Genomic DNA, 21,067 nt, shown 5'->3' on the forward strand with positions numbered 1-21,067 from the left:
ACGCGGAGCGTGGGAACGATCCCATCCCCTAAAGTCAGCCCGTCTGCGCTACCATGCTTGGCCGGACGCGGCAGCCTGCTGCGCGCAGGAGTCAGCATGGCCCACCCGTTTGCAACCCTCACCCCAGACCTCGTGCTCGATGCCGTCGAAAGCATTGGCTTTCTCAGCGACGCGCGCATTCTGGCGCTCAACAGCTACGAAAACCGCGTTTATCAAGTCGGTATCGAAGACTCCGAGCCGCTGATCGCCAAGTTCTATCGCCCGCAGCGCTGGACCAACGAAGCGATTCTCGAAGAACACCAGTTCACCTTCGAACTCGCCGAATGCGACGTGCCAGTGGTTGCGCCAATGATTCACAACGGCGCCAGCCTGCACGAACACAACGGCTTTCGTTTCACCCTGTTCCCCCGCCGGGGTGGCCGTGCGCCGGAGCCGGGCAATCTCGATCAGCTCTATCGCCTCGGTCAGTTGCTGGGACGCCTGCACGCCGTGGGCTCCACCAAACCGTTCGATCACCGTGAAGCGCTAGGCGTGAAGAACTTCGGTCATGACTCGCTGACCACCTTGCTCGAAGGCAACTTTGTACCCAAAAGCTTGCTGCCCGCCTACGAGTCCGTGGCCCGTGATCTGCTCAAGCGAGTCGAAGAGGTCTACAAGGCCACGCCGCACCAGAACATCCGCATGCACGGCGACTGCCACCCCGGCAACATGATGTGCCGCGACGAAATGTTCCACATCGTCGACCTTGACGACTGCCGCATGGGCCCGGCGGTGCAGGACATCTGGATGATGCTGGCCGGTGATCGTCAGGAATGTCTCGGTCAGTTGTCGGAACTGATGGACGGCTACAACGAGTTTCACGATTTCGATCCGCGAGAACTGGCGTTGATCGAACCGTTGCGCGCCTTGCGCCTGATGCACTACAGCGCCTGGCTCGCCCGTCGCTGGGACGACCCGGCGTTCCCGCACAGTTTTCCGTGGTTTGGCAGTGAGCGTTATTGGGGTGATCAGGTGTTGGCGTTGCGCGAGCAGCTTGCGGCGCTGAATGAAGAACCGCTAAAACTTTTCTGACACACAGCCCTGCCTGTAGGAGTGAGCCTGCTCGCGATGGCTGCGAAACATTCAGCACATCAGTGGCTGACACACAGCTATCGTCGGAACGCCGCCCGGAGCCGGCTCACTCCCACAGGGTTGTGTGTTCACAATTGCTCAACCTATTCAGGCAGGACATCCACAGACAAATCTCCTTACAATCCCCTTTTTGTTAGCTGCCTAAGCAAGGATTCTGCATGCAAGTCGCCAACCCGCGTCGCGGGTACATTTTGGGTCTTACTGCCTACATCATCTGGGGACTGTTCCCGCTCTACTTCAAAGCCATCGCCAGCGTGCCCGCCGTGGAGATCATCATCCATCGCGTGCTGTGGTCCGCGCTGTTCGGTGCCTTGTTATTGATGGTGTGGAAACATCCAGGCTGGTGGCGCGAGTTGCGTGACAACCCCAAACGTCTGGCGATCCTGGCCCTGAGTGGCACGCTGATCGCGGCCAACTGGCTGACTTACGTGTGGGCAGTGAATGCCGGGCGGATGCTTGAAGCGAGCCTCGGCTATTACATAAATCCGTTGGTGAACGTCTTGCTGGGCATGCTGATCCTCGGCGAACGATTGCGGCGCATGCAGTGGATCGCCGTAGGTCTGGCGGCAGTCGGCGTGGCGCAACAGGTGTGGCAAGTCGGCAGCCTGCCGTGGGTGTCGCTGGTGCTGGCGTTGTCCTTTGGTTTCTACGGATTGATCCGCAAGCAGGCGCCCGTCAAAGCGCTGCCTGGTTTGGTGGTGGAAACCTGGATGCTGGTGCCGATTGCGGTCGCGTGGCTGCTGTTCAACCCGACAGCGGCCAGCGCGCAACCTGAATTCTGGACCACCTCCGAAGCCTGGTGGCTGGTCGCCGCCGGTCCGATCACGCTGGTACCGCTGATCTGTTTCAACGCCGCCGCGAGGCATATCCCCTACACGACATTGGGATTCCTCCAGTACCTGGCGCCGACGCTGGTGCTGCTGCAAGCCGTTCTGCTGTTTGGCGAACACCTGTCGTCCAGCACATTGGTCGCGTTCATCTTTATTTGGGCGGGCCTTGCGGTTTACAGCGTTGATGCGTGGATAAGTTTGCGTCGCCGCACCTGATCAAAAAACACACAAACCTCTACAGGCCACGCCCCTCGTGGCCTGCACCGATCCTTCCCAAGGTTATCCACAGCGTGATCCCCGGCGTTTGTGCGCAACTCATTGAAACTGATGGTTTTTTGATCAGATCCTGAAGAAGCCCGGCCGGCGTGGGCTGGCGGGCCGTCTCTACAGGTTATCCACAGGCGGGTGCACGTTAAACTTGGATAACCCTTCTTGAATAACCCGGTCAAGGCTCACTGCGCAACACCAGTTCCACCATCAAATCGTCCGCCAGGGTTTCCAGGCGCGACTGCAATACGTCCAGCGACAAGGTCAGCGGCACTGCGAGGATCGCCTCAGCGTGGAACAGCGGCTCGCTGCTCATCGGCGCCGGGCGCACTTCTGTGACCAACCGTTCAAGGTTCACGCCTTGCTCGCTGAGCAGACGGGTGATGTCACGCACGATCCCCGGGCGATCATTGCCCACCAACTCCATCGCGATCGGCTTCCAGGTGCAGGATTGTTCGATACCGCTTTCGGCAATCAGTACGCGAATGCCGTGGGCGGACAACGCCTGTAGGGCATCGACCAATTCATCGTAGGCCTCGGCCGGCACGCCCACCCGAAGTATCCCGGCGAACTGCCCGGCCATACGCGACATGCGGCTTTCCAGCCAGTTGCCGCCGTGCTCGGCAATGCACTGGGCGATGCGCTCGACCTGCCCGGGCTTGTCTGGAGCAAACACTGTGAGTACGAGGTGGTCCATGGCGCAGCCCTCTTTTGTTATAGAAACAGAAGTATAGGCAAGGCTTGATCCTGCAATGAATCGTCTGACGCCTTCGCGGGCAAGCCCGCTCCCAGAAGGACAGCGCATAGCCCTGTGGGAGCGGGCTGCCCGCGATTGAAGGCAACGCCAAATGAACTGAAAACCACAAATCGTGTACAAGTTTTTATATTTAACTGGAACAATCCAATAGTTTTTTGAGAACATCCCGTACCTCGACGTGACTGCAATGCGTCACGGGGTCGCAGAACGACGTAATTAGTCTGATTTTCACAAGCGCAATTCATCATGTAGTATGCCGCAGCGCGCACTACATAACGTTGGATCGATGTCCGCCACGGCCATACTCGCAACCCTTAAAAGCCCAGTCAGCAAGGCCTAAAAGCCGTTGATCGGACCGAACCCAGCCGCCCGTTTGGGCATGTACTGGAGGACAGGTTTGTGGTTTAAATGGCCATAGGCTTCATTGTCAAAATTGAAGAGCTGAAAAGCGAAATAGCTGAGCAGAGTGAGGCAAGCAATGACTGAACACGTTCAAGTCGGTGGCCTGCAGGTCGCCAAAGTCCTGTTCGACTTCGTGAACAACGAAGCCATTCCCGGTACCGGTCTCACCGCCGATAAGTTCTGGGCCGGTGCCGACAAGGTCATTCATGACCTGGCGCCGAAGAACAAAGCCCTACTCGCCAAACGCGATGATTTCCAGGCTCGTATCGATGGCTGGCACCAATCCCGTGCCGGTCAATCACACGATGCCGTGGCTTATAAAGCCTTCTTGCAAGACATCGGTTATCTGCTGCCAGAAGCAGCCGATTTCCAGGCAACGACGCAAAACGTCGATGACGAAATCGCCCGCATGGCCGGTCCACAACTTGTGGTCCCGGTGATGAACGCCCGTTTCGCGCTCAATGCTTCGAACGCCCGCTGGGGTTCGCTGTACGACGCGCTCTACGGCACCGACGCCATCAGCGAAGCCAATGGCGCGGAAAAAGGCAAAGGCTACAACAAGGTTCGCGGCGACAAGGTCATTGCCTTCGCCCGTGCTTTCCTCGACGAAGCCGCGCCGTTGGCTGCCGGCTCCCACGTCGATTCCACCGGCTACAAAATCGTAGACGGCAAACTGGTGGTCGCCCTTAAGGGTGGCAGCAACACCGGCCTGCGCAACGACGCGCAGCTGATCGGCCTCCACGGCGACGCCAGCGCTCCGACCGCGATCCTGCTGAAGAACAACGGCCTGCACTTGGAAATCCAGATCGATGCCAGCACCCCGGTCGGCCAGACCGACGCTGCCGGCGTCAAAGACATCCTGATGGAAGCCGCGCTGACCACCATCATGGACTGCGAAGACTCCGTCGCTGCTGTCGATGCCGATGACAAAGTGGTGATCTACCGCAACTGGCTCGGCCTGATGAAGGGCGATCTGTCGGAAGAAGTCTCCAAGGGCGGCCAGACCTTTACCCGCACCATGAACGCCGACCGCACCTATACCGGTGTCGATGGCAAGGAACTGAGCCTGCACGGTCGTTCGCTGTTGTTCGTGCGTAACGTCGGTCACCTGATGACCATCGACGCCATCGTCGACAAAGACGGCAACGAAGTGCCGGAGGGCATCCTCGACGGTCTGGTGACCAGTCTCGCGGCGATCCACAGCCTCAACGGCAGCAGCTCACGCAAGAACAGCCGCACCGGATCGGTTTACATCGTGAAGCCGAAAATGCACGGCCCGGAAGAAGCCGCGTTCACCAACGAGCTGTTCGGTCGCATCGAAGACGTTCTCGGTCTGCCGCGCAACACGCTGAAAGTCGGGATCATGGACGAGGAACGTCGTACCACGGTCAACCTCAAGGCCTGCATCAAGGCGGCCAGCGAGCGCGTGGTGTTCATCAACACCGGTTTCCTCGACCGTACGGGCGATGAAATCCACACCTCCATGGAAGCCGGCCCGATGGTGCGCAAGGCCGACATGAAGGCCGAGAAGTGGATTGGCGCCTACGAAAACTGGAACGTCGATATCGGTTTGAGCACCGGCCTGCAAGGTCGCGCGCAGATCGGTAAAGGCATGTGGGCCATGCCCGACCTGATGGCCGCGATGCTCGAACAGAAAATCGCTCACCCGCTGGCCGGTGCCAACACTGCCTGGGTTCCATCGCCGACCGCCGCTGCACTGCACGCGCTGCACTACCACAAGGTTGACGTGTTCGCCCGTCAGGCCGAACTGGCCAAACGTGCTCGCGCCTCGGTGGACGACATCCTGACCATTCCGTTGGCGGTGAACCCGCAATGGACCGCAGAACAGATCAAGAACGAACTGGACAACAACGCCCAGGGCATTCTCGGTTATGTCGTGCGCTGGATCGACCAGGGTGTCGGCTGCTCGAAAGTGCCGGACATCAACGACGTCGGCCTGATGGAAGACCGTGCGACGCTGCGTATTTCCAGCCAGCACATCGCCAACTGGCTGCGCCACGGCATCGTTACCGAAGAGCAAGTGATGGAAAGCCTCAAGCGCATGGCACCAGTGGTTGACCGTCAGAACGCCAATGACTCGCTGTACCGTCCGCTGGCACCGAACTTCGACAGCAACATCGCCTTCCAGGCGGCGGTCGAACTGGTGGTCGAAGGCACCAAACAGCCGAACGGCTACACCGAGCCGGTTCTGCACCGTCGTCGTCGCGAGTTCAAGGCAGCCAATGGCCTGTAACTAAGCGATAACACCGGACAAAAAAAGGCCCTGATCGAAAGATCAGGGCCTTTTTCGTTTTGGGATAGAACGCTACAAATTCATGCCCAGTTCATGCTTGACCAACCCCAGCAATATCTCGGGATCGATAGGCTTGAGTAGAAAGTCCACCACACTCAAATGCATCGCCGCGATGGCATCTTTCACGTCAGCGTCGCCGGAAACGATGATGATAGGCAACGCCGCCCGAACTGATTCACGTATCTGACGGATAAGGTCGAGGCCATCGACATTGCCCATGCGCAAGTCGGTGATCACCAGACCGATTGAAAGCTTTTTCACCTCATCTTCAGCAATCAAAAGTTTGAGCGCGCTTTCACCACTGTCAGCGGTAATGCAGCGAATTCCACCCAATCCAAGAAGCTGCGACAACAGCTCGCGCGCATCTTTATCGTCATCGACGATCAGCACCCGCTGCGTTGGCAAATCGGGTTCGAGCATGACGGCACTCAGCGCCTCGCGCTCGGCATCACTCAAAATATCTTGGTCGGACATGGCGTTCTCTACGTTTTCAGATCTAGCACCTGGCACATTCGTCAGACATCGCTATGCAGACCCTCAATGTGCACTCCGTCGGAAAGATTTCCAAGAGGCAAGTTGAGCGGTTTTTCGTTGAATTGTGTCAGGCGCTGGCCAAATCGCGTCGCTCGGAAGGCCAACCTAGACTTACGTCCAATGGGCACCCTGTGCGCAGGGGCCGACCATGGCTGAGTCATCCGACAATGATAATTCCAAACGACTGCGGTAATGGTTATGAGTAAAGCGGACGCCTTCACACAGGCAGGGAAAACCGCGGTGTTGCAGAACATCCAGGGCACGATGCAATTCCTTCAGCGTTTCCCGCCCTTCAATCAGATGGAACACGCTCACCTGGCGTACCTGGTTGAGCAATGTCAGCTGCGTTTTTATGCCCCCGACGAAAGCATCATCAAGCCTGCCGATGGGCCGGTTGAGCACTTCTACATCGTCAAACAGGGCCGCGTCGTCGGTGAGCGCCCGCACACCGCCAAGGGCGGCACCGAAACCACCTTCGAAATCACCACCGGCGAGTGCTTCCCTCTCGCAGCGCTGCTGGGTGAGCGGGCAACCCGCACCGAACACCTCGCCGCCGAAGACACCTTTTGCCTGCAGCTGAACAAGCTGGCGTTCATCAAACTGTTCGCGCTTTCCAGCACCTTTCGCGACTTTGCCCTACGCGGCGTCAGCAGCTTGCTGGATCAGGTCAACCAGCAAGTCCAGCAAAAAGCCGTGGAAACCCTCGGCACCCAGTATTCGCTGAACACGCGCCTGGGCGAATTGGCGATGCGCCACCCGGTGACCTGCAGCCCGGCGACGCCATTGCGTGAAGCGGTGACGCTGATGCACGAGCAGCAGGTCGGCAGCATCGTCGTGGTCGATGAACACAAAGCCCCGCAGGGGATTTTCACCCTGCGCGACCTGCGCCATGTCGTGGCCGAAGGAATCAACGACTTCAACGAAGCTATCGAGCAGCACATGACCCGGGCGCCGTTTTTCCTGACGCCGGACCACAGCGCTTTCGACGCGGCCATCGCCATGACCGAGCGGCACATCGCCCACGTGTGCCTGGTCAAAGATCAGCGGCTGTGCGGCGTGGTCTCAGAGCGTGACCTGTTTTCCCTGCAACGGGTTGATCTGGTGCACCTGGCACGGACGATTCGCAACGCCCCGCGCGTGGAAAACCTGGTGTTGATGCGCGGCGAGATCGGCCAACTGGTCGAACGCATGCTGGCGCACGGCGCGTCATCGACACAAATCACTCACATCATCACCTTGCTCAACGACCACACCGTGTGCCGAGTGATCGAGCTGACTCTCGCCGAGAAAGGCGATCCCGGTGTGCCGTTCAGTTGGTTGTGCTTCGGCAGCGAAGGCCGTCGCGAGCAGACGCTGCACACCGATCAGGACAACGGCATTTTGTTCGAGGCTCGGGATGCTGCGCAGGCGGCAGAAATACGCGGCAAGCTGTTGCCGATTGCCCAGCAGATCAACCAAAGCCTGGCGCTGTGCGGCTTCACGCTGTGCAAGGGCAACATCATGGCAGGCAACCCGGAGCTGTGTTTGTCGCGTGCCGAATGGGCGCGACGGTTTGCGGCGTTCATCCGCGAGGCGACGCCGGAGAACCTGCTGGGTTCGAGCATCTATTTCGACTTGCGGGTGGTCTGGGGTGATGAGCAAGGGTGCGAGCAATTGCGTCGGGGGATTCTCGATCAGGTCGGCGATAACCGGCTGTTCCAGCGGATGCTGGCCGAGAACGCCTTGCGCAATCGTCCGCCTGTGGGGCGTTTCCGTGAGTTCGTCCTGGCGCGCAAGAACGGTGAAAAAGCCACGCTGGACTTGAAGGTGCAGGGACTGACACCTTTCGTCGACGGCGCCCGGTTGCTGGCATTGGCTCACGGGATCGAAACCAACAATACCCTGGAGCGATTTCGCCAACTGGTGGCCAAGGAAATCATTCAGCCACTGGACGGTGCGGCCTATGAAGAGGCGTACCACTTCATTCAGCAAACCCGCATGCAGCAACATCAGTTACAGACCCGGGAGAACTTGCCCTATTCCAACCGGGTTGATCCAGACAGCCTGAATCATCTGGACCGACGGATCCTGCGTGAATCCCTGCGCCAGGCGCAACGCCTGCAAAGCAGCCTGACCCTGCGGTATCAGCTATGAGCCTGTTTTCATGGCTGCGCCCGGCCACGCCCCTCCTGTCCGGTGAATGGCAACAACGTTTGCAGCGCTTGCCCGCGGTAGCCGAGCTCGGTGGATGCAGCCTGCGCGAACAGCGTTGGGTAGTGCTCGACCTGGAAACCACCGGGCTGAACCTGAATAAAGATCGGGTGTTGTCCATCGGTGCCGTGGTGATCGAAGACGGCGCCATCGATTTCAGCCATCAGTTCGAACGCACGCTGCAATGCGCCGACTTGAAGCTGGCACCCAGCGTGCTGATTCACGGGTTGGGCCCAAGCGCCATTGCGGCCGGCAGCGACCCGGCGCAGGCCTTGCTGGAATTCATGGAGTTCGTTGGTGACAGCCCGGTGTTGGCGTTTCATGCCCCCTTCGATCAGCACATGCTTGGCCGCGCACTGAAAGACCATTTGGGCTACAAGTTGGCCCATCCGTTTCTGGATGTGGCAGACATCGCGCCGCTGCTGTGCCCACAGGCTCACATACGAGACGCCGGGCTGGATGAGTGGATCGACTGGTTCAAACTGGAAGTGTTCGAGCGACATAACGCCAGTGCCGACGCGCTGGCGACGGCCGAATTGGCATTGATCCTGTTCAGCCGGGCGCGGCAGCAGCAGATTCATAGCCCGCTGAACCTGCAACAGCGGCTGAGTCAGTGGAAACGCCGGCAGCGGGCACCTTCCTTTTAGATCTTCACTGCATCGACTGACGCCATCGCGAGCAGGCTCACTCCCACAGGGATTACACGGAACCTGGTGGGAGCGAGCCTGCTCGCGATGAACGATGACGCGGGAAACTGCATGCATACAACTCAATCCACCCGACCAGCGCCGATTGCTTACCGTCCCCGCCTCTGCCACAATCGCGAACAATTCTCGTTAGTTAACACTTCCCAATCGGTGATGCTGCGTGTCGTCAATCCAAAGCCCCCACAGTGAGCTCGTTGGTGCGTTATATCGCGACCATCGCGGTTGGCTATTGGCTTGGCTGCGACGCAACGTGGCGTGTCCGCAACGTGCAGAAGACCTGAGTCAGGACACTTTCGTGCGCTTGCTGGGCCGGGATGAACTGAATGAGCCTCGCGAGCCGCGGGCATTCCTGGTGGCAATTGCCAAAGGCCTGCTGTTCGACTATTTCCGTCGCGCCGCGCTGGAACAGGCTTACCTCGCCGAACTGATGCTGATCCCCGAAGGCGAACAACCGTCGGTCGAGGAGCAGCAACTGATCCTCGAAGACCTCAAAGCCATCGACCGCCTGCTGGGTCAGCTGTCGAGCAAGGCCCGGGCCGCGTTTCTCTACAACCGACTCGACGGTCTTGGTCATGCCGAAATTGCCCAGCGACTGGGCGTCTCGGTGCCGCGTGTTCGGCAATACCTGGCCCAGGGGATTCGTCAGTGCTACATCGCGTTGTACGGGGAGCCGGTATGAGCCCGGTCAGTTCCAAACCGGTGTCGGCAAAAGTGCTGGATGCGGCGATTGCCTGGCAATTGTCCCTGGACTCCGGCAATCCGCTGGAGCGCGAAGCGTTCAGGCAATGGCACGCGGCCCACGAGGAACATGCCCGAGCCTGGCGCCAACTGGGCATGCTCGACCAGCGTTTCAGCGTCGCCAACGGCCCCGCGCGTACGGCGTTGCTGCAATCGCGTGAAAGCATTCGCCGTCGCGTGCGCAAACTGGGCAGCGGCGTGGCCAGCGTGGTCGCGGTGATCGGGCTGGCCCTGTTTGCCGGTGAGCGTTATCTGCCTCTCGACTATTGGCTGGCCGACCAGCGCTCCGCCACCGGTGAGCAGCGCACCGTGCGCCTGGCAGACGGTACGCTGATCAACCTCAATACCCACAGCGCCGTGGACATCCGTTTTGATGAGAAGCAACGGCGGATCATCCTTCAAGAAGGCGAAATCCTCGTCGAGACCGGTCACGGTGATGCCCGGCCGTTTATCGTCGAAACCCGCGAAGGCAGCATGCAAGCGCTAGGGACGCTCTTCCTGGTCAAGCGCGAGGAACAAGGCACGCGCCTGAGCGTGTTGAAGTCCGCGGTGGCGGCGCATCCACAATCCAGCTCCGAGGAGCAGGTTCTGCACGAAGGTCAGCAAGTGTTGATGCACAGCAATGGCCTTGGGCCGGTTGTCGCCGTCGACCTCGGCGCCGATGCCTGGACCCGCGGCATGCTGGTGGTCGACAACGCTCGCCTGGAAGATCTGGTGCAGGAGCTCGCTCGTTATCGGCACGGGCATTTAGGCGTAGCGCCGGAGATTGCCGACCTGCGCATTACCGGCAGTTTTCCGCTGCACGACACCGACAAAGCCCTGAGCACCCTGCTGCCAACCCTGCCGGTGCAGATTGAACAGTACACGCCGTGGTGGGTAACGGTGGCGAAAGCTGATACCAAACCTTAAGTCCTGCGGTGTCTGATCTGCCGCCATCGCGAGCAGGCTCGCTCCCACAGTTTGATCTTAGGTGTACACAGAATTTGAGCCCACTGGAGATCCCCTGTGGGAGCGAGCCTGCTCGCGATGAGGCCATCAGACTCAATCAACTATCTGAATCTAAATTATTTTCATCCAGCCCTATCACTTTTTGATTCTCGTACGGCACCTAAGCAATTGAGAAATATTTCCATTCAGGAGCCGCTGCATGCCCCGTTCGCTCTATACCCTGTTGCGCCCCAGCTTGCTGGCTGTCGCCATTGCCTTTTGTACGCCCTTGGCCAGTAGCCAACTGATCGCCGCTGAACAGGCATTGAGCGTTCGCGCCTACAACCTGCCGGCCGCACCGTTGGCCAGCACCCTTAACCAGATTGCGAGCCAGGCCGGTCTGGCGCTGTCGTTGAATCCATCGCTCGCCGCAGGCAAATCCTCGGCACCGGTGAAGGGCCAGTTCGACGCCGCTGGTGCCCTGCGTGAAGCCTTGCGCGGCACGGGCCTGCAACTGGAACAGAGCAGCGCCGGCACCTACAGCCTGGTCGCCATTCCCGAGGGCACACTGGCCCTGCCGGAAACCGCCGTCATCGGCGTGGACAATGGCGAAACCGCCTGGAGCCCGGTAGAAGGCTACCTGGCCACTCGCACCGCCGCCGGCACCAAGACCGATACAGCGCTGGTGGACGTACCGCGTTCGATTTCGGTCGTTACCCGCGACCAGATGGACGATCGCAACGTGCAAAACCTCGATGACGCCGTGCGCTACATGCCCGGTGTCACCGCCAGCAGCTACGGCAGCGACACCCGCGCCGACTGGCTGCGCGTTCGCGGTTTTGAACCGACCCAGTTCCTCGACGGCCTGCCTCTGCCTAAAGGCGTGTACGCCAATCCGAAACAGGAAACCTGGAACCTCGACCGCCTGTCCGTACTGCGCGGCCCGGCTTCTTCAGTTTACGGCCAGACCCCGCCGGGGGGCCTGCTGGACATGGTCAGCCGCCGTCCAACGGCGATAGAGAGCAACGAGATCGACCTGCAATACGGCAGCGACAATTATCGTCAGATCAACTTCGCCAACACCGGCAAGATTGATGACGAAGGCCAGTTTCTTTACAGCCTCAGCGGCGTAGTGCGCGACGCCGGCACGCAGATCGACCACGTCGACAACAAGCGCTACAACATTGCGCCGAGCCTGACCTGGAACATCAACCCGGACACCCAGTTCACCTTGCTGACGCAATTCACCCGCGACGATACCGGCATCACCAGCCAGTTCCTGCCGATACAAGGCACTAAAATCGACATGCCGTTTGGTGATATTTCACATCACAAGAACCTTGGCGATCCGGACTGGGAATATTACGACCGCACCTACTACGCGCTGGGCTATGCGTTCGAACATCGTCTGAACGACGTCTGGCAGTTCAAGCAGAACCTGCGTTATACCAAGACGGACCTGTCGTTCCAGGGCATCACCGTCGGCGCGTATCCGTTCACCCAGGTTGATGATGCGGGCAACGTTGGCCGCACTACCACCAGCGTCGATGAAGACATCAGTCAGTTCGCCGTGGATAACAACTTCCAGGCCGATTTTGCAACGGGTGACGTGCGTCACACCGTGCTGGTGGGTCTCGATCACCAGCGCAGCAATACCAACTACCTCTCCATCTTCGGAACCGCACCACCGACCAACGTCAACAACCCGATATACGGTTTGCCGATCGAGCGTCCGGACCGTTCCACCGCGTTCTACGATTACGACCAGAAGACCTACCAGACCGGTCTGTACTTGCAGGACCAGATGGCCCTCGACCATTGGCTTTTCACCCTCGGCGGACGTGAGGACTGGGTGCACACCGGCACCAAGTTCTTCAACAAAGGCGATGCCACCAACACCGAACGTGACAAGAACTTCAGTGGCAACGCGGCTATCAGTTACGTGTTTGACTCGGGCTTTGTGCCGTACCTGTCGTACGCCGAGTCCTTCCAGCCCACGACCGGTGCATCGGCCTCGGCCACCGAATCGTTCAAACCTACCGAAGGCAATCAGTGGGAACTGGGTATCAAGTACCAGCCACCCGGCAGCGACACCCTGCTGACTGCCGCAATCTATGACCTGACCCAGAAAAACGTCTCGGTCACCACCAACGTTGGCGGCACATCGATCACCAGCCAGACCGGCGAAGTCAAAGTCAAAGGCCTGGAACTGGAAGCGGTTTCCGATGTAACTGAAAACCTCAAGCTCGTCGCGGCGTACACCCTGGCCAAATCCGAAGTACAGGATGGCGAGTTCAAGGGCAATCGCCTGCAACTGATGCCTAACCAACAGGCGTCGCTGTGGGCTGACTACACCTGGCACAACGGCTTGCTGGACGGCTTCGGCGTCGGTGCCGGCGCTCGCTACACCGGCAATACCTACGGCGATCAGGCCAACACCGAACTGGGCAAGGCCGATGCCTACACCGTGTTCGATGCGGCCGTGCACTACGACCTCGGTCGTCTGGACAGCAGCCTGAAAGGCGCGTCCCTGGCCTTGAACGCCACCAACGTGTTCGACAAGGACTACATCTCCACTTGCGACAGTTTCTACTGCTACTACGGCGACCAGCGCAGCGTCGTCGCCAGTGCAAGCTACAAGTGGTAATTGTCTGACCGGCATACCCCAACACCAGGCCGTCCTCTTCAGGACGGCTTTGGTATTTCTGAAGGCCTGGATATGAAAAGTAAAACAATACGACGCTGGTCCTTTGCCCATACCTGGAGCAGCCTGATTTGCACGGTCTTTTTGTTGATGCTGGCAGTGACCGGGCTGCCGTTGATCTTCCACCATGAGATCGATCACCTGCTGGGCGATGCCCCCGAATTGAAGCAAATGCCGGCGGACACGCCATTGCTCGATTTGCAGCAGTTGGTGTTGGCGGCTGAAAAGCATCGCCCCGGTGAGGTCATGCAGTATTTCGGTTTTGACGAAGATGAGCCCAACGGCGCCTTTGCAATCATGGCCGCTACTGCCGGTGCCGAGCCGAATTCGTCACATACTTTCATGCTCGACGCCCGCACCGGCGAAGCCCTGGAAATGCCCTCGGCCAACGGCGGTTTCATGATGGTCATGCTGCGCCTGCATGTGGACATGTTTGCCGGTCTGCCGGGCAAGTTGTTCCTGGCGTTCATGGGGCTATTGTTTGTGATCGCCATCATTTCCGGGGCGGTCCTGTATTTGCCGTTCATGCGCCGCCTGAAGTTCGCCACCGTCCGCCAGGACAAATCCACCCGCCTGCGCTGGCTTGATCTGCATAACCTGATCGGTGTGGTCACGCTGACTTGGGCGCTGGTGGTGGGCGTGACAGGCGTTATCAGCGCCTGCGCCGACCTGCTGATTGCCGCCTGGCGCTACGAGAGCCTGAACGCGATGGTCGCGCCGTACCGCGACGTGCCACCCCTGACGCAACTCGCGCCGGCGACCCGCCTGTTCGACATCGCCAAGGAAGTTGCGCCGGACATGACGCCGGACTTCATCGCCTTCCCCGGTACGCGGTTTTCCAGCGAGCACCATTACGCGGTGTTCATGAAAGGCAACACCCACCTGACTTCGCACCTGCTGACACCGGTGCTGATCGACGCCAGCACCCTGCAAGTCACCGCCGTGGCGGAACGACCGTGGTACATGGACGTCATGGGCATGTCACAACCCCTGCACTTCGGTGATTACGGCGGCATGCCGATGCGGATCCTGTGGGCGACCCTCGATGTGCTGACCATCATCGTGCTCGGCAGCGGGGTTTACCTGTGGGTGGTGCGGCGCAAAGCGGCAAAACCGGTGCTCGAATCCGCCGAGGCTCAAGCATGAAGCCAAGGCAATCGAACTTCTGGAAGGTCTTCGGCACGCCCACGGTTATCGCCTTGCTCAGCGCCGCCGGGTTATTCGCGGCGCTGCTGGGTGATGGCGTGTGGGACGCCTTGAGCTGGCTTGGCCTGGGCGTTCCCGCCTTCTTCGCTCTGCGCGGCCTGCTGCAACGCCGCTGATCTGTGTAGGAGTGAGCCTGCTCGCGATGAGGCCGCCACACTCAACATTCTTGTTGCCTGTTTCACCGCTATCGCCAGCAAGCCGGTCTCACTCCTACAGGGGTCGACCTTGAGCTATCGGGTCAACGCGCTATGCTGCCGACACTGCCACCGACCGAGACGCTGCCATGTCCGCCCCCAGCATGACCCTGTACCACAACGCTCTATCGCCCTTCGTTCGTAAAGTCATGGTGCTGCTGCACGAGACCGGTCAGATCGGCCGCGTGGCGCTGCAAGATTGTGTGCTCACACCGGTCAGCCCCGATCAGTCACTCAACGAAGACAACCCGCTGGGCAAAATCCCTGCGCTACGCCTGGCCGACGGCACCGTCATCCATGACAGCCGGGTGATCCTCGACTACCTCGATCACCAGCACGTCGGTAACCCGCTGATTCCACGCGACGGTTCGGCGCGCTGGCGGCGCCTGACCCTGGCCTCCCTGGCCGACGGGATCATGGACGCATCGGTAATGGTTCGTTATGAGATGGTCCTGCGCGATCCGCAGAAGCATTGGGACGAATGGCTGGAAGCCCAGCGCGACAAGATTCGTCGCGGGTTGGCGTTGCTGGAAAAAGATGCGATTGCCGAGCTGACCAGCCATTTCGATGTCGCGGCGATCAGCGTTGCCTGTGCCCTGGGTTACATCGATTTGCGCCATCCGGATCTGGCGTGGCGCGAGGCGAATCCGCAGTTGGCGGCGTGGTATTTCGAGGTGAGTCAGCGGCCTTCGATGTTGGCGACGATGCCCAAGGTTTAGATCTGCGCTGGAAACCGCTTGAATTCAGCAGTCGGGTTTGTCGGCGGTAAACCGTCGCGCCGGGTTCACCGCCGCACCGAACTCACGCAAAGCCTTGGCGCCGATCAGCAGCGGATAATTGAAGCTGCTGCGGTCGGTCAGGTTGACCTCGACGGTGCGCTTGACATTGCCCAGGCACAGCTCCAGATCGACTACCGGGCGCTTGGTGGGCGCGACCACATCCGCGTCTTCCTCATCTTCTTCGGAGCGGGTCTTGATCTTGCTGATCCGCGCGACTTTGTGTTCGTAGACCTTGTTGCTGGCGTCCTTGGTAGCGAGGCGGAAACGCACCCACTCTTCACCGTCACGGGTGAAGGTCTCGATGTCTTTGGCCGACAGCGACGCGGTCAGGGCACCGGTGTCCATCTTGGCCTTGAGCACTTCACCGCCGATTTCCGGCAGCGCGATGTATTCGTAACGCCCGTACAGGGTCGGCTCGGCAGCCATAATTGGCAGGGCCACCAGGGAAAGCAGTGCAAGGATCGATTTCACGTAATGGGCATCCATAAGGAGTGGGCAGCGGGATTTTAGACCGTTGTCGAGTAGATCGTTCCCACGCTCTGCGTCCCAGAAGCGGACGCGGACGCGTAGCGTCCATTGAGGCGTTCCCACGCAGAGCGTGGGAACGATCGTGTCACAAGGTTAACGCCTCAAAGGTGAAACATTCGTCACCCCCGATTTGGCCTGTCGCCCCAAGCTGCTTATCATGGCGCGCCCAAAATGATTCCAAGAGTTACTTATGCGCCGCCTGCTCACCGGCTGTTTCGTTGTCCTGCTGCTGTTGCTCAATACCCTGGTCCTGATCGGGCCGCTGATGGTGTTTGCCCTGCTCAAACTGGTGCTGCCCGGTCGCTTTCGCGACTACGCCTCATGGGCGGTGATGTGGATCGCCGAGACCTGGGCGGAGATCGACAAGCTGATCTTCCGGTGGTGCATTCCGACCCGGTGGGACATCCGTGGCGGCGATGGCCTGCGTGTCGATACGTCGTATCTGGTGATCAGCAATCATCAGTCCTGGGTCGATATCCCCGCCTTGATCCAGGCCCTGAATCGGCGCACACCGTTCTTCAAGTTCTTCCTCAAGAAAGAGCTGATCTGGGTGCCGTTCCTGGGGCTGGCATGGTGGGCACTGGATTACCCGTTCATGAAGCGCTACACCAAGGCCTTCCTGGCCAAACATCCAGAGCTGGCCGGCAAGGATCTGGAGATCACCAAAGCGGCGTGCGAGTTGTACAAGCGCCAGCCCGTGACGGTGGTCAACTACCTGGAAGGCACACGCTATACCGCCGCGAAAAGCGCCCGACAACAATCACCCTTCACTCACCTGCTTCGGCCCAAGGCCGGCGGTGTGGCGTTCGTGCTGGCGGCGATGGGCGAACAGCTGGACGCCGTGCTCGATGTGACGGTGGTGTATCCGCAGCCGACGATTCCGGGGTTCTGGGATTTGATCAGCGGCAACGTGCCTAAAGTCATCATCGACATCAAAACCCGCGAACTCGACTCCGAGCTGTGGCAAGGCGATTACGAAAACGATCCGCTGTTTCGCGAAAAAATCCAGAACTGGGTCAACCAGCTATGGATCGAGAAGGACCAGCGCATCGACACGTTGCGCGCCGAGCGCCGTTGAATTGACCGCCGGTGCCGGCACCCCGGAAAACCGCGTGTAAGTGCGGTGTCATGCACCTTTCCGACATTCATATTACCGCTCCTTATACCCCCTTCCTCCACAACTTCATTCAGTTATAAAAAAATGCCATATAAAACTGTCACATCTGACAGTGGCTGTCTTTTCCAGCTACAGCGAACATGAGCTGAAATAGCATATGGAGAGCAGATCATGAAAAGGATATTCGTTGTAGGGGCATTAGTTTTGGCTGCATTAGCGAACAATTCTTATGCGGCAACATGCCCCGAAGTCTCGGAAATCATCCAATCCCCGATGTCTGGCGGCGGGTTCTCATACCAAGCGCCATTCCCAACAGGAACACTCATCAATTGGACGGGTGGTGATAAGTGGACTGGCGAGGGAGATATCAAAACTCTCGCCTTCACATCGGTACGTATCCAGCCAGAGACCATAGATAGAGTCGACCCCAAAAAAACCAAACAGTGGGCCGTTATCTGTCGCTATGAAGGGCAAGGGAAAGGAAATGAGGAGGCCAATGCAACGATGGTGCTCAAACCTGGCAGGCGGATAGAAGCCGACTCCGATAATTGGAAGACGCCTGCACTAGATGCCAGTGGCGAAGCCACCGCACCAGTCGGAACACTTGATTGCACATCGGAAGAACCAAACGGGTGCAAGTTCAAATGAGTTTTATTGCGGGCAAAATTAAATGCAGGACGTTTTCGTCAACCCAATCGGGTTAAATCCTAATGGCTAACTCGCCCCTGACTCGTCAGACCTGAAAGTAATCAACACACAAGGAAGTACGCCGAATGTTAAATAAACAAATCGCCAGTATTTTTCTGCTTTTGGCTTTGGCAGGCCATGTTTATGCGGACACCTGCCCGGACAGCGCTGAAATCAAAGTTGGATATGACGGTATTTTTTTTGCCAAGGACAGTTCCGGGCGGATCTGGAAAGGTGAAAATCCGGGCATTCAAACAATCGACAACACAGCTTTCGTTTTTGAAAGCGCAACCTACATCACCGAAGACGAAGATGAAACCGGCCCCATCAACGTGAGTCAACTGAGCTGTCGTTACAAAAAAATCGCCTTGGTTCTCGACAACGTGACGGGTTGGAAGTCGAGCTCGATGGCGTGGGACACGTCCAATAACTGTACGGAATCCATCAGTGAATGCTCCTTCACCATAACCAATAAATAACATCACTGAAGAATAAAAAAAGGGCGAAATTCACTCTCGCCTTTTTCTAGTTGCGTACGTTTACCGACGCACTACGTGCCGAACGCCGTTAAATCAAATGCCGGTGCCGGCGCCCCAGATCCCGCCCAGATTTTCCAGCAACGAACCGCCAACGCCTTGCTGACCGAGGTATTGCAGCAGCACCGGGGCAAACTGGCCGATCATTCCGCCGTCCATCCCCAATGCGCTGAACGCATCGTTCAGGTCGTTGGTGTTCTTCACGTTGCCCAGGGCGTTATCCAGACCGGCGGCTTTGCCGGACGAACCGAGCAAGCCCGCGAGGGCACCCAACTCACCACCGCCCGACAAAATGTCGATGCCTGGTACGCTTTTGGCCAACTCGGAGTAATCGGTCGAACTCAATTGATTCTTGGCCAACCCGAGCATCGCCCCGGCGCCGCCAACGGCTTGTTGTGGCGTCACGTTCAATTCGCTCAGCGCACTCAGCAGATCGGCCGTCTGCGGGGTCGGCGCGGCTGCAGCGGCTGCGTTATCGCCCTTCATGCCGGAGATGGCATTGGCCGCATCGTTCAGGCTGAACTGAGCAAAGACCGGGCTGGCCGCCAGACTCATCAGCGAAGCCAGTGCAAAACCGCGTGAAATCTTCATCCAGACATCCTCTTGTGCCATGAAAACCACCCGTGAGCGGGCGGGAAAACTGCCGGTTTGACCCGGCATTTACTGCCTTGTTCCGAAGCGAAGCTTTACAAGTGCTATCGCCCTCAAGCTAAAAGGCATTAAAAGCCTAAAAATCATAATAAAACGATATAAAAATCTGTCAGATCTGACAGTTGGCACCAACCACAAACAAAGCCAAGATTTTTGCTCCTTTTAAGTAACGGAATACAAATGATGAAGCTGAAAATTGTCGCTAGTGCCCTGGTTAGTCTGGCTATGATGAGCACCGCCTATGCAGCAACCTGCCCCACACTCTCGGTAACCAATGGTCAAGGCGCCGAAGATCTCACCTTCACCTCTGCACGCCTTCAAGACAAAGACAATGCCAATTCGGTAGTCATCTGCCGATATGAAGGCAAGGACGACCTGGGCGCCTCTTCTGGTATCAGGACCGGTGCTCCGGTACAAGGCACTGTAAGCAATTGGAAAGGCGATGATTGCGCAACCAAAGACGGCGACGCCAGCAAGTGCGCATTTAAATAGCCAGTTTGACTCAAGAATAAAAAGGGCAACCCGACGGGTTGCCCTTTGTATATGACTGAAACTTACGCCGCACTAAACAACTTATGCGGATCAATCACAAACTTCTTCGGCACGCCCGCATCGAACTCGCCGTAACCGCGCGGCGCGTCATCCAGGCTGATGACTTCCACGCCGACGATGTCGGCAATATGGATACGGTCCCACATGATCGCCTGCATCAGCTGGCGGTTGTACTTCATCACTGGCGTCTGGCCGGTGTGGAAGCTGTGGGATTTGGCCCAGCCCAGGCCGAAGCGAATGCTCAGGCTGCCCATTTTTGCGGCGGCGTCCACGGCACCTGGGTCTTCCGTCACGTACAGGCCAGGGATACCGATTTTGCCGGCCACACGTACCACGCCCATCAACGAGTTGAGCACAGTGGCCGGAGCCTCGTGCTTCACCCCGTCATGGCCATGACCGCGTGCTTCGAAGCCTACGGCGTCGACGGCGCAATCCACTTCCGGCTCGCCCAGCAGCGCAGCGATTTGTTCGTGCAGCGGCGTGTCCAGGGACAGGTCGGCGATTTCGAAACCCTGGGCTTTGGCGTGGGCCAGGCGAACGGTGTTGACGTCACCGATGATCACCACCGCTGCGCCCAATAGTCGAGCGGAAGCAGCTGCGGCCAGGCCAACCGGGCCAGCGCCGGCGATGTATACGGTGCTGCCTGGGCCAACGCCAGCGGTCACTGCGCCGTGGTAACCGGTGGGCAGGATGTCGGAGAGGCAGGTCAGATCGCGGATTTTTTCCATCGCGCGATCGCGGTCCGGCAGTTTCAGCAGGTTGAAGTCGGCGTAGGGCACCATCGCGTATTCGGCCTGACCGCCAGTCCAGTCGCCCATGTCGACATAACCGTAGGCACCGCCCGGACGCGCCGGGTTAACGCTGAGGCAGACACCGGTGTGCATTTCCTTGCAGGAACGGCAGCGCCCGCACGCCACGTTGAACGGCACGGACACCAGGTCGCCGATTTGCAGGTTCTCGACGTCGCTGCCCTTCTCGATGACTTCGCCAGTGATTTCGTGGCCCAGCACCAGACCGGTCTGAGCGGTGGTACGGCCGCGCACCATGTGCTGGTCGGAACCACAGATGTTGGTGGAAACCACACGCAGGATGACAGCGTGGTTAATCTTCCTGCCGCGCGGGTCCTGCATTTTTGGATAGTCGATTTTCTGTATTTCGACTTTGCCATTGCCGAGATACACCACACCACGATTGCCAGACATGCTTTCACCTCGCTGTTGTTTTTATGTAGCGGTCGCGTCGCCATGGATCGGCGGCGCGTTGATTGCTCGGGTTATTGCCTGTGTCTTGTGTTGTCCTTTAAGGCCTCATCGCTG

20 protein-coding genes are annotated in these 21,067 nt (G+C 58.8%); 15 read left to right on the top strand and 5 right to left on the bottom strand.

The genetic code is table 11. From position 1 onward, the window contains the following. Nucleotides 1–96: 96 nt before the first annotated feature. Nucleotides 97–1,071, top strand: a complete 975-nt coding sequence (locus PMI22_RS07390) for a serine/threonine protein kinase (RefSeq protein WP_007947707.1) — start codon at nt 97–99, stop codon at nt 1,069–1,071. 218 nt (nt 1,072–1,289) lie between these two features. Further along, nucleotides 1,290–2,177 (top strand): EamA family transporter RarD, encoded by an 888-nt coding sequence (gene rarD / locus PMI22_RS07385; protein ID WP_007947708.1) that lies wholly within the window; start codon nt 1,290–1,292, stop codon nt 2,175–2,177. A 229-nt stretch (nt 2,178–2,406) separates the two neighbouring features. Here rarD and PMI22_RS07380 read toward each other — a convergent pair whose 3' ends face one another. Next, nucleotides 2,407–2,925 (bottom strand): glycine cleavage system protein R, encoded by a 519-nt coding sequence (locus PMI22_RS07380; RefSeq protein ID WP_007947710.1) that lies wholly within the window; start codon nt 2,923–2,925, stop codon nt 2,407–2,409. Nucleotides 2,926–3,463: 538 nt separating this feature from the next. On the opposite strand from PMI22_RS07380, the gene PMI22_RS07375 reads away from it, so the two are divergent. Beyond that, on the top strand, nt 3,464–5,641 hold the full coding sequence (locus PMI22_RS07375) for a malate synthase G (RefSeq protein WP_007947711.1): 2,178 nt from the start codon (nt 3,464–3,466) through the stop codon (nt 5,639–5,641). Nucleotides 5,642–5,713: 72 nt separating this feature from the next. Here PMI22_RS07375 and PMI22_RS07370 read toward each other — a convergent pair whose 3' ends face one another. Then, a complete protein-coding gene (locus PMI22_RS07370) occupies nt 5,714–6,175 on the bottom strand; it encodes a response regulator (protein WP_007947712.1) in 462 nt (153 codons plus the stop codon). A gap of 252 nt (nt 6,176–6,427) precedes the next feature. On the opposite strand from PMI22_RS07370, the gene PMI22_RS07365 reads away from it, so the two are divergent. The 8 genes from PMI22_RS07365 to PMI22_RS07335 all read left to right on the top strand — a co-directional run bounded on the left by PMI22_RS07365 (nt 6,428) and on the right by PMI22_RS07335 (nt 15,620). Next, nucleotides 6,428–8,368 carry a DUF294 nucleotidyltransferase-like domain-containing protein gene (locus tag PMI22_RS07365; protein WP_007947713.1) on the top strand — a complete coding sequence of 647 codons (1,941 nt, stop codon included), beginning with the start codon at nt 6,428–6,430 and terminating at the stop codon, nt 8,366–8,368. Next, the gene (locus PMI22_RS07360; RefSeq protein ID WP_007947714.1) at nt 8,365–9,072 is read left to right on the top strand and encodes a 3'-5' exonuclease; all 708 of its coding nucleotides are present in this window, start codon (nt 8,365–8,367) and stop codon (nt 9,070–9,072) included. The genes PMI22_RS07365 and PMI22_RS07360 overlap by 4 nt, the downstream gene beginning before the upstream one ends. A gap of 220 nt (nt 9,073–9,292) precedes the next feature. Continuing rightward, nucleotides 9,293–9,811: an RNA polymerase sigma factor gene (locus tag PMI22_RS0129655; RefSeq protein ID WP_033049552.1), complete on the top strand. Its 519-nt coding sequence runs from the start codon at nt 9,293–9,295 to the stop codon at nt 9,809–9,811. Next, nucleotides 9,808–10,779, top strand: a complete 972-nt coding sequence (locus PMI22_RS07355; protein WP_007947716.1) for a FecR domain-containing protein — start codon at nt 9,808–9,810, stop codon at nt 10,777–10,779. The genes PMI22_RS0129655 and PMI22_RS07355 overlap by 4 nt, the downstream gene beginning before the upstream one ends. A 238-nt stretch (nt 10,780–11,017) precedes the next feature. Beyond that, on the top strand, nt 11,018–13,444 hold the full coding sequence (locus PMI22_RS07350) for a TonB-dependent siderophore receptor (RefSeq protein ID WP_007947717.1): 2,427 nt from the start codon (nt 11,018–11,020) through the stop codon (nt 13,442–13,444). A 72-nt stretch (nt 13,445–13,516) separates the two neighbouring features. Then, entirely contained in the window at nt 13,517–14,647 is a 1,131-nt protein-coding gene (locus PMI22_RS07345; RefSeq protein ID WP_007947718.1) for a PepSY-associated TM helix domain-containing protein, read from the top strand. Beyond that, nucleotides 14,644–14,823 carry a hypothetical protein gene (locus PMI22_RS07340; protein ID WP_007947719.1) on the top strand — a complete coding sequence of 60 codons (180 nt, stop codon included), beginning with the start codon at nt 14,644–14,646 and terminating at the stop codon, nt 14,821–14,823. Before PMI22_RS07345 ends, PMI22_RS07340 begins: the two co-directional genes overlap by 4 nt. Nucleotides 14,824–14,990: 167 nt before the next feature. Further along, complete coding sequence (locus tag PMI22_RS07335) at nt 14,991–15,620, top strand: glutathione S-transferase (protein ID WP_007947720.1); 630 nt, start codon at nt 14,991–14,993, stop codon at nt 15,618–15,620. A gap of 24 nt (nt 15,621–15,644) precedes the next feature. Here the strand turns inward: PMI22_RS07335 and rloA2 are convergent, their stop codons facing one another. Further along, nucleotides 15,645–16,151: a retropepsin-like aspartic peptidase RloA2 gene (gene rloA2 / locus PMI22_RS07330; protein WP_033049553.1), complete on the bottom strand. Its 507-nt coding sequence runs from the start codon at nt 16,149–16,151 to the stop codon at nt 15,645–15,647. A gap of 247 nt (nt 16,152–16,398) precedes the next feature. On the opposite strand from rloA2, the gene PMI22_RS07325 reads away from it, so the two are divergent. The 3 genes from PMI22_RS07325 to PMI22_RS07315 all read left to right on the top strand — a co-directional run bounded on the left by PMI22_RS07325 (nt 16,399) and on the right by PMI22_RS07315 (nt 18,491). Next, a complete protein-coding gene (locus tag PMI22_RS07325; RefSeq protein WP_007947722.1) occupies nt 16,399–17,286 on the top strand; it encodes an acyltransferase in 888 nt (295 codons plus the stop codon). 210 nt (nt 17,287–17,496) lie between these two features. Further along, nucleotides 17,497–17,973, top strand: a complete 477-nt coding sequence (locus PMI22_RS07320) for a DUF3757 domain-containing protein (protein ID WP_007947723.1) — start codon at nt 17,497–17,499, stop codon at nt 17,971–17,973. Nucleotides 17,974–18,098: 125 nt separating this feature from the next. Beyond that, nucleotides 18,099–18,491 carry a DUF3757 domain-containing protein gene (locus PMI22_RS07315; RefSeq protein WP_007947724.1) on the top strand — a complete coding sequence of 131 codons (393 nt, stop codon included), beginning with the start codon at nt 18,099–18,101 and terminating at the stop codon, nt 18,489–18,491. Nucleotides 18,492–18,584: 93 nt separating this feature from the next. Here the strand turns inward: PMI22_RS07315 and PMI22_RS07310 are convergent, their stop codons facing one another. Beyond that, nucleotides 18,585–19,139 (bottom strand): DUF2780 domain-containing protein, encoded by a 555-nt coding sequence (locus PMI22_RS07310; protein WP_033049555.1) that lies wholly within the window; start codon nt 19,137–19,139, stop codon nt 18,585–18,587. Nucleotides 19,140–19,379: 240 nt separating this feature from the next. Between PMI22_RS07310 and PMI22_RS07305 the strand changes: the two genes are divergently transcribed. Continuing rightward, complete coding sequence (locus PMI22_RS07305) at nt 19,380–19,691, top strand: hypothetical protein (RefSeq protein ID WP_007947727.1); 312 nt, start codon at nt 19,380–19,382, stop codon at nt 19,689–19,691. A gap of 62 nt (nt 19,692–19,753) precedes the next feature. On the opposite strand, the gene fdhA is transcribed toward PMI22_RS07305, so the two are convergent. Further along, nucleotides 19,754–20,953: a formaldehyde dehydrogenase, glutathione-independent gene (gene fdhA / locus PMI22_RS07300; protein ID WP_007947729.1), complete on the bottom strand. Its 1,200-nt coding sequence runs from the start codon at nt 20,951–20,953 to the stop codon at nt 19,754–19,756. Nucleotides 20,954–21,067 lie beyond the last annotated feature (114 nt).

The organism is Pseudomonas sp. GM21, assembly GCF_000282215.1.
In the GTDB taxonomy this organism is placed as follows: Bacteria; Pseudomonadota; Gammaproteobacteria; order Pseudomonadales; family Pseudomonadaceae; genus Aquipseudomonas.

What these genes read in the sequence shown, in the direction of transcription:
- PMI22_RS07315 (WP_007947724.1), top strand. Translation starts at nt 18,099, where the DNA reads ATGTTAAATAAACAAATCGCCAGTATTTTTCTGCTTTTGGCTTTGGCA.
- PMI22_RS07365 (WP_007947713.1), top strand. Translation starts at nt 6,428, where the DNA reads ATGGTTATGAGTAAAGCGGACGCCTTCACACAGGCAGGGAAAACCGCG.
- fdhA (WP_007947729.1), bottom strand. Translation starts at nt 20,953, where the DNA reads ATGTCTGGCAATCGTGGTGTGGTGTATCTCGGCAATGGCAAAGTCGAA.
- PMI22_RS07345 (WP_007947718.1), top strand. Translation starts at nt 13,517, where the DNA reads ATGAAAAGTAAAACAATACGACGCTGGTCCTTTGCCCATACCTGGAGC.
- PMI22_RS07305 (WP_007947727.1), top strand. Translation starts at nt 19,380, where the DNA reads ATGATGAAGCTGAAAATTGTCGCTAGTGCCCTGGTTAGTCTGGCTATG.
- PMI22_RS07320 (WP_007947723.1), top strand. Translation starts at nt 17,497, where the DNA reads ATGAAAAGGATATTCGTTGTAGGGGCATTAGTTTTGGCTGCATTAGCG.
- PMI22_RS07390 (WP_007947707.1), top strand. Translation starts at nt 97, where the DNA reads ATGGCCCACCCGTTTGCAACCCTCACCCCAGACCTCGTGCTCGATGCC.
- PMI22_RS07355 (WP_007947716.1), top strand. Translation starts at nt 9,808, where the DNA reads ATGAGCCCGGTCAGTTCCAAACCGGTGTCGGCAAAAGTGCTGGATGCG.
- PMI22_RS07380 (WP_007947710.1), bottom strand. Translation starts at nt 2,925, where the DNA reads ATGGACCACCTCGTACTCACAGTGTTTGCTCCAGACAAGCCCGGGCAG.
- PMI22_RS07360 (WP_007947714.1), top strand. Translation starts at nt 8,365, where the DNA reads ATGAGCCTGTTTTCATGGCTGCGCCCGGCCACGCCCCTCCTGTCCGGT.
- PMI22_RS07325 (WP_007947722.1), top strand. Translation starts at nt 16,399, where the DNA reads ATGCGCCGCCTGCTCACCGGCTGTTTCGTTGTCCTGCTGCTGTTGCTC.
- PMI22_RS07350 (WP_007947717.1), top strand. Translation starts at nt 11,018, where the DNA reads ATGCCCCGTTCGCTCTATACCCTGTTGCGCCCCAGCTTGCTGGCTGTC.
- PMI22_RS07375 (WP_007947711.1), top strand. Translation starts at nt 3,464, where the DNA reads ATGACTGAACACGTTCAAGTCGGTGGCCTGCAGGTCGCCAAAGTCCTG.
- PMI22_RS07310 (WP_033049555.1), bottom strand. Translation starts at nt 19,139, where the DNA reads ATGAAGATTTCACGCGGTTTTGCACTGGCTTCGCTGATGAGTCTGGCG.
- PMI22_RS07370 (WP_007947712.1), bottom strand. Translation starts at nt 6,175, where the DNA reads ATGTCCGACCAAGATATTTTGAGTGATGCCGAGCGCGAGGCGCTGAGT.
- rarD (WP_007947708.1), top strand. Translation starts at nt 1,290, where the DNA reads ATGCAAGTCGCCAACCCGCGTCGCGGGTACATTTTGGGTCTTACTGCC.
- PMI22_RS07340 (WP_007947719.1), top strand. Translation starts at nt 14,644, where the DNA reads ATGAAGCCAAGGCAATCGAACTTCTGGAAGGTCTTCGGCACGCCCACG.
- PMI22_RS07335 (WP_007947720.1), top strand. Translation starts at nt 14,991, where the DNA reads ATGTCCGCCCCCAGCATGACCCTGTACCACAACGCTCTATCGCCCTTC.